We start from the raw sequence: 14,655 nt of genomic DNA on the forward strand, positions 1-14,655 counted from the left end.
GCACCCACAGCTTCTATGTTGATAGGGCCGAGTGCGTGCTCAGCGATGTTCTGAGCATGACTTCGACCTTCGGCAGCCTGTCGGCATCTAGCTCGCGAGACGAAACAAGAGCGGAACCCTGTTCGCGCAGATCTCGCCAGCCATCTCGTCCGATACGCCGGATGCGTGCTACAAGCTCTTCCCTCACGATCTGCTCGACTTCCTGATCGCCTGAGAGCAATTCCTCGCGCCCGCGCAGGGACAGCTCTCTGTCGAAGCTTCTGACGTTGATGGCTTCGATCAGCGCCCCCCGGAAGACGTCGTCTCTGGACGGGGCCGATGCCGTGCAGATTTTTGCGGTGGTAAAGGAATAACGCTCAGAGCATTTGTCAGAATCAGGGGATGGTGAGCCTATCTGCTGGGCAGTGGTTTGCATTTATCAAACGCGCTCCGCGGCGCGCCATCGTTGTCGATGCGGAAAATCCGAGCGCCCCCGCAAGTGCGAGCGACAGCTTCTTCTCCCGTCTAAGCCAGTCTGTAGCGGTAAAGGGCTTTCACTGTTCAGTTCTATTTTGCTTGCCGCCAAAATTGCTGGCCACTAGAGACGGCGGCCCCGCATTTGAAACGCTCGTTGTTTTCGAACGCCGGCAGCGATCCGAGCAGAACTTTACGTCGCTCCAGTTTTTTCCCCACTTTCGTCGCCAGGTGAAAGGACGTCCGCAGGCTGTGCAAATTTTTGTCGGCAAGTCGGATTTCTTGACCATCTTCGGCACGTCGAGACACTCCTTGGTGCATTTTTCGGAGGAATCAAACCCGCTGTCGATCATTGAGCTTTTCAAAAACGCTATACCGGTGCTGGGGAGACGGGGCGATTACTTCTGACCAAGCCGAACAGTAACCTCTCAGCCAGGCCGCGTGAAGATTTAGACGATCGGCGTAAGGATTTGAAGACGCGAGGCCGCCGGTCCTTGCACTGTGACGGCCCTATTACTTGGCCTGTTTAACTTCTTTCAGCACATTCTGACACCTCCTTTGCCAAACGGGATGTTCAGATAATTGCAACGCTCAGATTTTCAACGCCGTCTGCCCTCATCAATGGCGGCGTCCATTACCGATTATGACGCTCCATTAAACGCTCCTCTGATCGTGCGGTTCTTCAAACGAAAGGAGCCGGAGAGTGACTTACTCCCGGCTCCTTGAGGCGAACCTGAGATTCAGTTAGCGGCAGACCTTCGTCGTCCGCGAAACTCGCTCACCATCCCGATAGGTTACAACTCGTTTCGTGAAGCAACCCGGGTGGCGACGATAATCTTCACGTACCAGCCGTGCTCTCCGATCATTATCCCAGCCACGGTGGTGGCCCCTTTCCCAGCCGCGATGCGGGCGAGGACCGTCATCAGTACGAATGACGACGGTGTCCGCATAAGAAGCTGCTGGGACGGCAATGATGGACGAAAAAGCGACAGCGACAGCAAGAATAATTTTCTTCATGGGGCCTTACCTCAAGTGATTAGACCGCGATTAAATGGTTGCCAGGGCTTTCCGTTCCACGAAAAATCTAAACTCGGACTTAAGTCTGAGGAGGCGTCAGACCATTCGCCACCCTTGCTGCACAAACCCTGACAGCTCCACATCAGGGTCGGGATTCTCAGATCCCGCAAATCAGTTTAGCGTCCCCGTCAAAAAAACGGCGAGGGCCTGTCTGCGCCTTCCATTCCAGAGGGCGAAGCTTTTTCGTTTCAGGTGATAAAAGACGGCCCGCTGAAACGCAGGGCAAATCTCAGATGTTTCGGCGACAAGTCAACTTGGTGAAAAGCCGTTAGTCCTGTTTCAGGCCGGAAGGCGGAATGGGAAACGGGTCGCCCGCGAGCTTGTCCAGCATCTCGTTGTCGGTAGCCAAATTCTGACGATCCCGAAGAAACGCAGCGATATCGCCACCGCAGGCTTCAGTCAGCTCCTCGGCCGTATAGCCGGCCTCTTCAGCTTCGGCACGCAGGAGCTCGGCGTGCTGTTCGAATGCTGACGCATCTTCCTCGAAGCCGATTTCCGACCCCATATTGTCGAGCTTGTGTTCAAGCCAATCGCTGATCGTTTTCATAACCTGCCTCCAATTATTGGGCGCTGTACCGATAGAGCATCCGGTCCTGAACCCTGCCAGCTCCGGCTACAGCCGTGGCAATGCGAACGGCGATGTCCCGATGCTCCCGCGCGGAAAGGTATCCCTCAAGAATTACGATCGGGCCGAGTATTCTGACCACGATACCGCTGCGGTCGAGCGTCGGGTCGGCGGCCCATGCCGCATCGATCGCGGCACGCATGGACGACGAGTTAGTCCCGGCTGCGCAGCACTCGTCGTATGCCGACCCGTACGAAGATCTAAAAACCATGATCAAATCCTCCCGCCCACAAACGTGGAACTTCGTCGAAGGTTGCGTGTACAGGAACGTACAGTTTTGCCCACCGTCCTGATGCCTGAGTATTGCGAGTGGTGTTGGACCCAGAAGCATGGGTAACTGTCGTCATGAAAAACGATGATGAGGTTTGGCCGTATCACCCCGACACTCGTCATTGAACGGGAAGAGATGCCGCGGGCAAGGATCTTCAATTTAATAGTCCATCACGTGCCCAACGACAGGAAAGCTGGCGAGGCTATCGAGATGATCAGCGTTACGGGGTCTGGCAGCTACAAAGGTGAGGGTTGGTCGATCTGGTTTGCCATTCGCGGGCAAACTATCCACTAAATGCTGAGCTTACCGTTCCTCGCTATCGATCGGCAAGATCGCGAGATAGCACCCGGTTGAGACAAGCATCAGAATTGCGAAGATTGCGGATAGCGTGATCATTGGCATTCCTCCTGCCCACACGTTGCAGTGATTTGCCGTCAGGAGCAACCTAAAAGAAAGCGCCGCGCACTGGCTAGCTCCGAACGAAAGGCGATGGGCTTTCGGTGTGCGTCATAAGGTGATGAAGCGAACCCCTATGGTGCTGAATTACGCTGCTTAGGCCTTTGCCGCTACCGGAAGTCGGAACGGTGCACCGAGGCGATTAAAGGCGTTCATGGCGGCGATCGTAATCGTCAGATCGACGAGGTCCTTCGGTTCGAAAGCGGCGGCGGCGGCAGCCCGACTCGTAGCAGAAATGAACACGGTCAAACTTTGCGGCTATCCGCTGGATGATGCGGCGCATGCTGGCATCTGATGCATCAACCCCGCCGAAGTAGCGTACCGTGGTTGGCACGGCCGGCCGCGCACCCGGCTGTTTGGTGAAGAACTCGACGAAGTCGGTGATGAGGAACTGGCTTGTTCGACGCTAAGGCGTAGGCAGCGCGTTCTGAACAGCGCTTCTCAGAGACTTCCGAAGCACATTCTCGTCTTCAACCGTACGGGGAAAGGTGCCATGGAACCGCGACGAAGTTTCGTTGTTTATCCAATTCGGAAATGAGGAGATCGCAATGAGCGTAGCCGTCGCCCTGGTCACGGGAGCTGGATCTGGAATTGGTAAAGCTGCAGCACTGAAATTGGCCAGCGACGGTTTCGCGATCGGCGCGCTCGGGCGTACCGCGGACGAAATTGCTTCCACCGTAGCGGAGATAGACGCCGCTGGCGGCAAAGGTGTTTCGCTCTTGGCCGACATCGCCGACGAACGACAGATGGCAGACGCTGTCGGACAGCTTGTCAAGCGGTTCGGCCGACTTGACGTCGTCGTGGCCAACGCCGGTATCAACGGCGTCTGGGCGCCGATCGACGATCTGACGGTCGCCGAGTGGAACGCCACGATCTCCGTAAACCTAACCGGAACTTTTCTTACGATCCGCGCCAGCGTTCCCGAGCTGAAGCGATCGGGAGGCGGCTCCATCGTGGTTGTATCATCGATCAACGGCACCCGCACGTTTACGACTCCGGGCGCTACCGCCTATACGGCGACGAAAGCCGGGCAAGTTGCGATGGTCCAGCAGCTCGCCCTGGAGCTTGCTCGCCACCATATTCGTATCAACGCTGTCTGTCCCGGCGAAATCGAAACCAGCATCGACGCGAATACCCGTCTTCGAAAGGAAGACGAGACCGCTATCCCAGTCGTCTGGCCCGCAGGCCAGGTTCCGATCACGGGGGGTCGTCCAGGCCGCAGCGAAGACGTCGCTGACGTTATTGCATTTCTTGCGTCCGACCAGTCTCGCCACGTAACCGGGTCTCCAATCTGGGTGGACGGCGGCCAGGGGCTGCTCCGTTAGTCTCATGAGAAAGCAAGGTTTCACAGTGCGCGAATACAGCTACGGTCCTATTATCTTCGAAGACGGCGTCGAGTTTCGCCTGTGGGCGCCGCTGAAGCACAGCGTCTTTCTCAAGTTGAAAGACGTTGACCCTATTCCAATGAAGCGCGACGAGGAAGGCTGGCATCGATGCCGGACGCGCGCAGCCGGTCCCGGCAGTCTTTACAGTTTCGTGCTTCCGGAGGGCTCTGAAGTGCCCGATCCAGGTTCACGCCACCAGCCTGAAGACGTGCGTGGCCCAAGCGAAGTCATCGATCTTACGCAGTTCCAATGGAAAGCCGACGACTGGATCGGGCGCCCTTGGGAAGAGTCAGTCATCTACGAGCTGCATGTCGGCTCGTTCACGCCACAAGGGACTTTTCGCGCGGCAATGGACAAGCTTGACCATCTGGCCCGGCTCGGCATCACGGCTATCCAGATCATGCCGATCAGTGATTTTCCCGGTGCCTACAATTGGGGCTACGATGGCGTACTTCCTTATGCGCCTGACAGCAGCTACGGACGTCCCGAGGGCTTCATGGCGCTGGTCGACGCCGCCCATGAGCGCGGGTTATCGATATTTCTGGACGTCGTGTACAATCACTTCGGGCCGGATGGTAACTATCTGCCGAACTATGCGCCGCTGTTTACCGACCGCCACAAGACGCCTTGGGGCGACGGGATCAACTACGATGGCAGCCAGTCTCGGGCCATTCGCGAATTTGTCATCCAGAATGCAGTCTACTGGATCAAGGAGTTCAGGCTTGACGGACTCCGCCTTGACGCCGTGCATGCAATCAACGACGACAGCGACGAGCATGTTCTCCTCGAACTGGCCAGGCGTGTCCGCGACGCCGCGGAAAATCGGCATGTCCATCTCATCGTCGAGAATGAAGACAATGACAGCGACCTACTGAAGCGAGATGAGGAGGGCAGAGCTGTCCGCTTTACAGCGCAATGGAACGACGACGTGCATCATGTCCTGCACGTCGCCGCAACCGACGAGACCTTCGGATATTATCAGGACTACGCGGACGACGCCGAAAAGATGGGCCGGGCGCTTGCCGAAGGCTTCGTGTTCCAAGGCGACCACATGCGCTATCGTGGGGAAACTCGCGGTAAGCCCACGGGCGACCTGCCACCCACCGCGTTCATATCGTTCATTCAAAACCACGACCAGATCGGTAACCGCGCGCATGGCGATCGGATGATTACATACCGACCGCTTGCCCCCCTGAAAGCGGTGACGTCGATCTATCTGCTGTCTCCTCAAATCCCTATGCTTTTCATGGGCGAAGAATGGGGAGCACGCGAAAATTTCCCCTATTTTTGCGATTTCAACGACGACCTGAACGAAAAGGTGAGGACGGGACGGCGCAAGGAACTTTCACGACTTCCGGGTTTCGACGCGGACGACCTTCTTGATCCCACCGCTCGCACCACGTTTGAGGCGGCTAAGCTCGATTGGTCCAAACTGTCTGACACCGATGCGTCTGAAATGCTCCATTTTTACCGATCTCTTCTCGCTCTGCGCCATGAGCGCATCGTGCCGATGATCGAGCACGTTGGAAGCGGAGCGGGAAAATTTTGTCAGGAGGATGGGGTGACGGCAGTCAAGTGGCGATCCCGCGATGGTGCGGAGCTCCACCTGCTTGCGAACCTATCCAACAAGCCGGCGAGGGTCTTAGCACCGCCTATTGGGGAAACGATCTACTCACTGGGAGATATCAGCGGCAACATTCTGGGAACGTGGGCCGTCGCCTTCAGCGTTTCGTCTGCCCGGAGATAAATGCTGTGACTCGATCGTCCTCAAATAGCAGTCCAGTCCGCTCGCGTCTCGACCTACTAGCGGAAAGGCACGGTATCGCGTTGACGAGACCGAGCCCGGATAACGTGGACGTGCCGGTCACGGACGCCACGAAGCACCAGCTCCTTGAGGCACTCGGCGTGATGGTCGACGCTCTGGACAAACCTGCTGAACGGAAGTCGGCAAGACGGCACGGCAAGAAGGTCATTCCTCAGTCCTTTATACCGGAGTTTCTTGAAAAGCACCGCGTGTGGGGGATCACCCTGCAGCTCTACGAACTCCGATCGAGGCGCAACTGGGGTATCGGTGACTTCGAGGACCTGATCGAAATGATTGGCCTCGCGGGGTCGCTTCGCGCCGATTTCATCGGTCTCAACCCGCTGCATGCACCGTTTCTGTCCGATCCAAACCGGTGCAGTCCGTACGAGCCTTCAAGCCGTCAGATGATCAATCCCCTATACATCGCGGTCGACAAGGTCGAAGGGTTCGAGGCGAACTCAGATCTTGAAGATCGGCTCCAAGAGCTGCGGTCGACCGATCTCGTCGATTATGTCGGAGTGGCCGAAACCAAGCTGTCCGCCCTGCGCGCGCTTTGGGAGAAATGGCGGATTTCCTCCGATCGGCAGTCAAAGGCTTCCCGCGACTTCCAGGGCTTTGTCAAGGAGGGCGGTGAAAACCTACGACGGCACGCAATTTTCGAAACCCTGTCGGCCCTAATGGTGGCGCAAGGCCTTGGCGCGGGCTGGACGTCCTGGCCTGAAGAGTTGCACCTTCCTGATGGCGTCGAGGTCGCGGCGCTCGTCGAGGAACATGCCGACACGATCGGTTTCCACATGTGGCTGCAATGGATCGCCGATCAGCAGCTATCGCATGCCGCCGAGGCCGCGCGTGAGGCCGGTCTGCGGGTCGGGCTCTATTTCGACCTTGCCGTCGGAGAAGCGGTCGATGGCTCGGCCACTTGGAGCGAACGTGACGCCTACATTTCCGCAGCAACGGTCGGGAGCCCGCCCGACCCGTTCGCGCCCAAGGGTCAGGACTGGCATCTTGCGGCGTTTCATCCAGCTAAAATTGCATCTGGGAGAAATCCGCCATACTTGCGAATGGTCGCATCTGCTATGCGTTATGCTGGCGCCATCAGAATCGATCATGCCGCGGCTTTGAAGCGGCTTTTCCTAGTTCCCGCCGACAAAGGTCCGGAGAAGGGCGCCTATGTCGACTATCCGCAGGAAAGGCTTCTCCAGATCCTAGCCGACGCGTCGACAAAATATCGTTGCTTGGTTATCGGAGAAGATCTGGGGATGCTTCCGGAAGGACTTCAGTATGATCTTTCCCGAGCGCATATCCTGTCCTACCGCATTCTGTCTTACGAGCGCGAGAAAGATGGATTTAGGTCCCCTGGCTCATACCCGAGACTATCGCTTGCTTGCATCTCGACGCACGATCACCAGACCTTGGCTGGCTGGTGGCGAGATGCGGATATCAGGACAAGGGCTGAGCACGGCATCGTTCCACCCCACATGACGGAAGAACACCGCAAGGAACGGCGGCGTGAGCGAAAAGAGATGATGGTCGCTTTGAAAAACGCGCATACGGATCCCCCACTAAGGACACCCGCCGCGACAGTCAGCGAGGAAAAGCTGAGCAAGCTCATCGTGAGCGCGCATCGCTTCATTGCAAAAACGAGTTCTGTGCTGGCCGCCGTGAGGCTGGCAGATATGACGGGCGAAAAGCGTCCGACGAACATTCCTGGCACTAGGGACAGCTATCCGAACTGGAAGCCGAAGCTTTCGGTATCGATAGAGCGGCTAGAAGGACTGGTGCTCGTTCGGCATATCGCCGTTGCTATGCAGGAGGAACGCTGATGACGATCRCAGTCTGGAGTGAATGAACGCGCGGCCAAGACGATCGCACAATATCAATCGCAAGAGCGCGAGGCTCGCGGCTCGCGTAAGTTGTGATCCGCGAGCCGCTGTTGGCCGGGCTTGGTCGAAGGGCCACGTCGCGCAGACCAAGTTGTGGCTCGCCCGCAGGCTCTTGCACTAGCCCGCCTCCTCTCGGCAACTGCGACATGCGCTAATCGGCAAGAGGTTGCTTTCCTGCCATAACGACCGGCCCCAATCGAAGTTTCAGGTCGTGTACCATTCATGGTTGTCGGCTCGACCGCCCACTTTGCCTCGGCGACGCGAGCGAAAAGCACCTTTCGCTTAAGGATCAGGCGCCTCCGCATGAAACGCACTCGACGCCCCCCCACCGGTATCGCCGTATGTCAGACAGCGATGTCCTGAGTGATCGTCTGGAGGGACGGCGTCCGCCGCTTCGCCGCCATCAACAAATCCAACTCGACGGAGGATGGTCCAAACCGAGCGAAGAGATCCTCAGCAGTCTTGGCGTCGAGGCTGTATTTCGACCTGAATTCTTGCACGGTGTAGGGCCTGCCGCGGAGCGGACGCTGGCGCTCGGTCTGCTTAAACTTCGTCACTTGGGCCTCCTGAAGGTTTGCAGCAGAATGCCTAGCGGGTTTGATAGTTCCCTTCGAGGCATGGGATAACGTGCACGACCGCGGCAGCCGTCGGTCGGAGTTGGCCGACGTGTCATCGAACGAGCGGAATCGGAGGGCTTCAATGCAAGTTTAAGGTCAGTCACAGTAGGAGCGATAATGGATAAGGACCAGGAAAGACGCGAGCGCGCCTACAGGATTTGGGAAGATGAAGGCAGGCCTCACGGCAAGCACGATGATCACTGGCAGCGGTCGGAAGACCAACATGCCCAGGCCAAGCCGATGAGGACCGAGGCAAATAAGCACGCTTCCGAGGAGTTCAACGACAAACGCCGCGAAAAATCATCCGGCGCGCATGCTCGGCCACCGTCGATGGCCGCGTCGGATTAACGACAGCGTTGACACTAAGGAAGGGCCGGCATCTACCAGCCCTTCCGCGAGATATGTGCTGATCGCTAAGGTAGCCGGAACGAGAGAAGCGAATTGACGTTTTGCTATCCATATGAACCCATCGTCCCGCCGCCATCACCACCGCCCATTGATACGCCGCCTCAAGATCCCGAGCGCGTCCCGCAAGAAGAGCCGCGGCGCCATCTCGAACCGGACGAACCCATCAATCCCATAATCGAGGCGTCGGCATCGCGCTGCTCGACATGCCCTTTTTGTTACATTCAAAAATTGCATCTGTCGCCGTTACGTCGCAGGGTCTGAATTTTCCGATTGGAGGTACCTTCTTGCTGGGACCCGATGATGACGCCAACATTTGATGGACACGATCGTCTTCACCTTGGGCGTTATCTTGGAAAGTGATGGTGCCGCGAAACAGCGGATCGCCAATGCCTATTCCAAGGCGAGGATCGTGGCCGCAACCCTTCCCTGGGAAGGGGGATCAGCGCGCCCTTGCGTCGTGGCTTGCACAGAGCAGATTCAGGTCCATATGGAGGCGGAGAAGTCGAGGCGGCGGGATGGATGCTCTGCGCTGTTCAGGAACGACTCAGCGAGAAGGATCTACCAGACTGGGAGTCGCTCAAGATCATTGGGGACAAAGATGCAGCACTTCTACCCTCACAGCAGCGCGACATTCACTAGGCATAGGTCATGATCAAAGAACAACTGGCCCAGGCAAAATTTTCACTCGCTCAGGAGGAAGTAGCCCTCTGTGAGCGCGTATTTGATCGTCTCTGCGCTTCCAAACAAATCGTGCTCGAAATGCGACAGAAGGAATTGGCAAACAAGATCATTTGGGCGTTTCGCCACGGGGTTAAGGCTGAGGAAGACTTGACCAAACTGTTGACGTGACTGTCTTGACACGCCCTCGGTTTGCTCGACAGTCGTCTCCGACAAGCCTTGCCACATTAGGTTCGGATCGCTCGCCACTCCCGGCGTACCAGGGAACTCCGTGTGCATAGTTGCTTGATCCACCCCCTAGTCTGGAAATGGTTCGGTCACGCCTGCTTCACAAGACGCTTGGTACTCTTTGTGATGAGTTCTCCGGAAAGGGGCCTCGCGAAGGGCCGGCCTGGCGCGTCCGATTGTGGCAGGATTTTTGAGAAAACCAAACCTGCGTTGATAAATCGGGCGCCTTTACTTTAGCATTTTGGTTGTGATGGAACTGAGATACCCATCGCAGTAATGCTGGTGCGCATGGAAAAACTCGGGACCCAAGGGCAAATGGTAGTTCCGAGGTTTCTTCTTTAGATTTTTGCGGCCATGATAAGCGCGGCCGCCGCTTTCTCGATGGCCTGACCCTCATCGCCATCGTGGCAATCCGCCGCCGTGCGCCGTTTGACCGCCGCCTGCTCCTGCTCCTGGATGGGGCCGATGCCACCATTCCGCATGCGTCTCGTCTTCAGCCTTTGCCTTCCCCGCGGGTATTGCCGCGACGGAAGAGTGTGGAGGCCAGCATCCAGATCCCGATGATGCCCAGCAGCCGACTGCGGACCTCGTTTACGTCCTGTCCGGTAACGTACCAAAGGCCACCTTCCCCGAAATCACTCGATGATTTAAAACTATTCTTAAGTTTGGCCGTGATTAAGTCGCCCTCCAATATCTGGGGGCATCGCATCCATGTCTGCATTCGTTCGTATCCTGCTTTTCTTCCTTTTCCTGGCACCCTTTGTCGCACACGCGTCCGGTGATGACTGGCAGGTTGCCAAGACCACCAGCCAGGTTAGGTACACTATGGACCGGAAACAGTGGACCAACCTACGTGTGGGCGATGTGGTGCCAAACAAAGCCTGGATCTCCACAGGCCCTCGTGGCCGCGTTCAGCTCGTGCGTGGTGTTGAAAGCATTGGGTTCCAGCCGAACACATTGGCTGCGATTACGACAAAGCCGGGCGGCTTCCTTTCGCCGCGAAAGACGGAGGTCTTCCAGCAGGTCGGGGAACTCGATCTTGAGATCGAAAAGCGGAGCCAGCCGCATACAACAGTTCAGACTCCCTATCTGGCCGCCGTTGTGAAGGGTACGATCTTCCACGTGACGGTCGGCAAGACTAAGGCATCGGTTGCCGTAGATCGCGGTCTTGTGCAGGTCACGTCTTTCGGAAGCGGTCAACAGGCCAACGTTGGGCCCCGACAGAGCGCGACTGTGGACCGGAAGAGCGGCATGGACGTCGCAGGAGCGGTGTCAAAGCCTTCCATAACGTCCGTCGCGCCATCAGTTGCAGTCGTTCCGGCCCTGGGCGCCAAGAAGCTGTCCGGCGAACCCGACGCCGCGCCTGAAGACAGGGGCAAGTCAAAAAAAGGAGCTGACGACACCAGTGCCAACATTGCCGATAACGGCGAGGGGAAGGGCAGTTCCGGCAAAGGCGGCGACTCCGACGGCAATGGAGAGGGCGGCAAAGGTAGCGACAGCGGGAAGGGCGATGGTGGCAAGGGTAGCGGCGGCGGAATTGGGAATGGTGGCAGCAAGGGCAACGGCGGTGGAAACGGCAACGGCGGTGGCAACGGCGGCAAGGGTAGTAGCGATGGCGGGAAGGGTAATGGCGGCGGCAACGGGAATGGCGGTGGACATGGTAACGGTGGTGGCAGCGGAAATGGCGGTGGAAAGAGCAACAGCGGCAACGGGGGCAGCAAGGGTAACAGTGGAAAAGGCGGCAAGTAATCTGCGGATAATGTCTATCTATTTCCACTCGCGTTGGGCACCTGATGACTATAGCGCCCGAATGGGCTGTCTTTTCCAGCATTGATGCCGTTTGCCGCCCACCGTACCGCGTGACCCGATCGCAGACGCGGGCACCCTCTCGAAAGCTTGCAAGTGGCATGGGATGCTGAACGACGTGGCCCGTAGAGGTTGACGGGGGGCTTGGCAGTCGGAAGACTTAATGCCGCGGCCTGCACAAAGATGCGTGAGCGGATGCGAATCTTTCGGGATCCGCCGGTCGCTCCCCGATTTTTCCAAGCGATCCGTCACCTGGGGCTCAAGGCGACCGGCACCATACGCCTCCCCCTGTACATATCGATATCGCCCTCAGCTCGAGGGAGCGAGGCGCCACGGACGTGCCGGCTTCGTCTTTGCCGAACAAGGATCCGGGTCTGGTGCCGAGGACGAGGGCAATCTGAGCTGGCCGGCTTGAACCGATGCGGTTCGTGCCCTTCTCATACTTTTGGACATGCTGGAATGTCACGCCAATCCCTTCGGCCAAGGTCATTTGCGACATGCGCAGAAAGCTTGCGGCGGCTTCTTACCCGTGCCTACAGCGACGTCGATTTCCGATATCTTTGTACGCAACATTCCAGTCGGTGCTCTCTATTGCGATTTTTGACAACTGCATGATATCAGACCACAAGTCTACGAATTGACAGCGGTATCAGACGTTAGTCCGGGGTGGGTTTAATCTCTTCCGATATATATTTTCAAGGCTGTCGGTGGCGACAGACGGGGAGGCATCATGAACGATTCCGAAATCAGGAACGAGCAGCGCTACCGCCTGCTCATCGAGGCCATTACCGACTACGCCATCTACATGCTCGACCCGGGCGGCTTCGTCACGAGCTGGAACCCAGGCGCCGAGCGTCTCAAAGGTTACAAGGAGGAGGAGATCGTCGGTCGACACTTCTCCACGTTCTACACCGACGAAGATCGAGAGAGCGGCCTGCCGGCACTTGCCCTTCGGCTTGCGCAGGAAGAAGGGCGCTTCGAGCGCGAGGGATGGCGTTTGAGAAAGGACGGTTCGCGCTTCTGGGCGAACGTCATCATCGATCCGATCAGGGACTCCCAGGGCGAACTGATCGGCTTCGCGAAGATCACGCGCGACATCAGTGAGAAGCGGGCGGCGCAGGAAGCGATCTTCCAAGCGCAAAAAATGGAGGCGGTCGGGCAGTTGACCGGCGGACTCGCACACGACTTCAACAACCTCCTCATGGCGATCCTCGGAAGCCTGGAGATCGCAAGGAAAAGAGCAGTCCGGCAGGACGTCATAGATCTCATTGACAACGCGATTCAGGGGGCTCAACGCGGCGCCACGTTGACGCAGCGGCTGCTTGCGTTCTCTCGTCGCCAGGAGCTTCAGCTCGCCCCCGTCGACGTCGGCGACCTCGTCGGTGGGATGACCGAGCTCATGCGGCGCACCATCGGCCCCGAGATCGTGATCACCAGCAAGTTCGCACCGGATCTGCCGAAGGTTCGCAGCGATTCCAATCAGTTCGAGAGCGCTCTTCTCAACCTCGTTGTCAACGCCCGCGACGCCATGCCGGGCGGTGGAGAGATCACCATCGCCGCCGAGCGCAGATCCGACCGGCCTAGCCGCTCGACCTTGCCGCCCGGAAACTACGTCTGCCTCTCTGTCCGCGATCAGGGGGAGGGCATGGATGACGAGACGCTGGCCAACGCGACGACGCCCTTCTACACGACAAAGGGCGTTGGCAAGGGAACGGGCCTCGGTCTTCCCATGGTGCACGGCCTGATGGCCCAGTCCGGCGGCGAGCTAATCCTGAAGTCCGAGGTGGGACAGGGAACGACCGCGGAGCTGTGGCTTCCCGTCGCCGATAGCACCGAAGTGGAAACAAAGGCTCCGGCAACACCAGATGTGCCGTTCGAGCCCGCTCCGAAAGCGCTAACCGTTCTTGTAGTCGACGACGACGCCCTCGTTCTCATGAACACGGTTCTGCTGCTCGAGGATCTGGGCATGGACACCATTCAGGCATCTTCGGGCAAGGAGGCTTTGGCAGCGCTGCAAACGGGCGTTCCGCCGGATGTCGTCATAACCGATCACGCCATGCCGAACATGACAGGGGCGCGCCTGTGTCAGGAAATCCATGCGCGGTACCCGACGCTTCCGATCATTCTTGCTACAGGATATGCGGAGCTACCGGACGGCGTCGGCGATCTGGCCGGCGTCGTGCGGCTATCGAAGCCGTTCAGCCAGGCTCAGTTGTCGAAGGCGCTGGCAGAAGCCTGTCAGGGCAGGCGCTGCTTCTGAAGCATTTTTGAAGTCGACCACCTCAGGCAAGATCAAGATCCGTCCAGTGTTCGGCTCAATCGCTCGATGCTCGAATCGGGCAAGCGGACTGGTCGTCCCTTGTGAAGGTCCACCTGTCCGTACCAGGCGTGATCGCCGAGTGTTTCAGGATGTCTGCCGGGCCCTTGGGTTCGCCGTTCTCCGGCACGTACGCAGGCGCTTGCGTAGAGGCGCGCGCGGAGCGATCCAATCTTACTGGAAACGATGCGGGAAGGTAGCTCGGATGCCGCAATCGAAGCCTTCGCCCACGACGCGCAGCCCACCATCCATGCCTTGTTCTTGTCGAACGCGGCGCAGTGTGAGGTCGAGCACGTCGTACATGTCGGTGTCGGGGCAGGCTTCTACCCGGCGATCAGGCGAGTTTCGTCAATGTCTTTGGGAAAGCGACGGCGGTCGAGGTCGCGCTTGATCTGGCTGCGTGTGCGGCCGCGAATCTCTCATCCTAACCGAATGTCTCCATTGTTCAGTGCGACGACGGGTCGGTGGAATTCGGTGCCGCCGACGTCATCTGTGTGAACGCCGGCGCGACGCGCCCCGCGGACATATGACTGGATCGGCTCAAGAACGGCGGAAGGCCGATCTTGCGCTGGCGACCGATCTGCGTTTCACGAAGAGTGATTGGAACAACATGCATCGTCGTGGTGCGGTGTTCCTGGTAACCAGAC

General features: G+C 58.1%; 13 protein-coding genes and 1 pseudogene. 8 read left to right on the forward strand and 6 right to left on the reverse strand.

The annotated features are described in order from the left end of the window. Positions 1 to 13 precede the first annotated feature (13 nt). Entirely contained in the window at positions 14 to 415 is a 402-nt protein-coding gene (locus AC1DIJ_RS14740) for a hypothetical protein (protein WP_310295174.1), read from the reverse strand. Between AC1DIJ_RS14740 and AC1DIJ_RS14745 the strand changes: the two genes are divergently transcribed. After that, on the forward strand, positions 382 to 861 hold the full coding sequence (locus AC1DIJ_RS14745; protein ID WP_310295176.1) for a hypothetical protein: 480 nt from the start codon (positions 382 to 384) through the stop codon (positions 859 to 861). The two genes, AC1DIJ_RS14740 and AC1DIJ_RS14745, sit on opposite strands and share 34 nt — an antisense overlap. A gap of 937 nt (positions 862 to 1,798) precedes the next feature. On the opposite strand, the gene AC1DIJ_RS14750 is transcribed toward AC1DIJ_RS14745, so the two are convergent. Both AC1DIJ_RS14750 and AC1DIJ_RS14755 read right to left on the reverse strand, forming a co-directional pair. Further along, positions 1,799 to 2,077: a hypothetical protein gene (locus tag AC1DIJ_RS14750; RefSeq protein WP_112389416.1), complete on the reverse strand. Its 279-nt coding sequence runs from the start codon at positions 2,075 to 2,077 to the stop codon at positions 1,799 to 1,801. A 901-nt stretch (positions 2,078 to 2,978) separates the two neighbouring features. Further along, positions 2,979 to 3,101 (reverse strand): annotated as a pseudogene (locus AC1DIJ_RS14755) (carboxymuconolactone decarboxylase family protein); the annotation flags it as partial. A 329-nt stretch (positions 3,102 to 3,430) separates the two neighbouring features. On the opposite strand from AC1DIJ_RS14755, the gene AC1DIJ_RS14760 reads away from it, so the two are divergent. From AC1DIJ_RS14760 to malQ, 3 genes are all read left to right on the forward strand, one after another. Further along, positions 3,431 to 4,207, forward strand: a complete 777-nt coding sequence (locus AC1DIJ_RS14760; RefSeq protein WP_112389413.1) for an SDR family oxidoreductase — start codon at positions 3,431 to 3,433, stop codon at positions 4,205 to 4,207. Between the two features lie 4 nt (positions 4,208 to 4,211). Next, entirely contained in the window at positions 4,212 to 6,014 is a 1,803-nt protein-coding gene (gene treZ, locus AC1DIJ_RS14765; RefSeq protein WP_112389412.1) for a malto-oligosyltrehalose trehalohydrolase, read from the forward strand. A 110-nt stretch (positions 6,015 to 6,124) separates the two neighbouring features. Then, positions 6,125 to 7,894 carry a 4-alpha-glucanotransferase gene (gene malQ, locus AC1DIJ_RS14770; protein WP_310295184.1) on the forward strand — a complete coding sequence of 590 codons (1,770 nt, stop codon included), beginning with the start codon at positions 6,125 to 6,127 and terminating at the stop codon, positions 7,892 to 7,894. A gap of 404 nt (positions 7,895 to 8,298) precedes the next feature. Here malQ and AC1DIJ_RS14775 read toward each other — a convergent pair whose 3' ends face one another. After that, a complete protein-coding gene (locus AC1DIJ_RS14775) occupies positions 8,299 to 8,511 on the reverse strand; it encodes a hypothetical protein (RefSeq protein ID WP_112389410.1) in 213 nt (70 codons plus the stop codon). Between the two features lie 177 nt (positions 8,512 to 8,688). On the opposite strand from AC1DIJ_RS14775, the gene AC1DIJ_RS14780 reads away from it, so the two are divergent. Together AC1DIJ_RS14780 and AC1DIJ_RS14785 are read left to right on the forward strand one after the other, a co-directional pair. Continuing rightward, entirely contained in the window at positions 8,689 to 8,919 is a 231-nt protein-coding gene (locus AC1DIJ_RS14780; RefSeq protein WP_112389409.1) for a DUF2934 domain-containing protein, read from the forward strand. Positions 8,920 to 9,627: 708 nt separating this feature from the next. Beyond that, positions 9,628 to 9,828: a hypothetical protein gene (locus AC1DIJ_RS14785; RefSeq protein WP_112389407.1), complete on the forward strand. Its 201-nt coding sequence runs from the start codon at positions 9,628 to 9,630 to the stop codon at positions 9,826 to 9,828. A 395-nt stretch (positions 9,829 to 10,223) separates the two neighbouring features. On the opposite strand, the gene AC1DIJ_RS14790 is transcribed toward AC1DIJ_RS14785, so the two are convergent. Then, a complete protein-coding gene (locus AC1DIJ_RS14790) occupies positions 10,224 to 10,367 on the reverse strand; it encodes a hypothetical protein (protein WP_162706044.1) in 144 nt (47 codons plus the stop codon). Positions 10,368 to 10,596: 229 nt separating this feature from the next. Here AC1DIJ_RS14790 and AC1DIJ_RS14795 point away from each other — a divergent pair, with 229 nt between their 5' ends. Both AC1DIJ_RS14795 and AC1DIJ_RS14800 read left to right on the forward strand, forming a co-directional pair. Beyond that, positions 10,597 to 11,634, forward strand: coding sequence for a FecR family protein (locus AC1DIJ_RS14795; RefSeq protein WP_112389405.1), 1,038 nt, complete (start codon positions 10,597 to 10,599; stop codon positions 11,632 to 11,634). A 787-nt stretch (positions 11,635 to 12,421) separates the two neighbouring features. Continuing rightward, positions 12,422 to 13,951 carry a PAS domain-containing sensor histidine kinase gene (locus AC1DIJ_RS14800; protein WP_112389404.1) on the forward strand — a complete coding sequence of 510 codons (1,530 nt, stop codon included), beginning with the start codon at positions 12,422 to 12,424 and terminating at the stop codon, positions 13,949 to 13,951. Between the two features lie 231 nt (positions 13,952 to 14,182). On the opposite strand, the gene AC1DIJ_RS14805 is transcribed toward AC1DIJ_RS14800, so the two are convergent. Continuing rightward, positions 14,183 to 14,311, reverse strand: coding sequence for a hypothetical protein (locus AC1DIJ_RS14805; RefSeq protein ID WP_310295191.1), 129 nt, complete (start codon positions 14,309 to 14,311; stop codon positions 14,183 to 14,185). Positions 14,312 to 14,655: the final 344 nt, after the last annotated feature.

This window comes from Rhizobium sp. 10N427 (assembly GCF_056394605.1).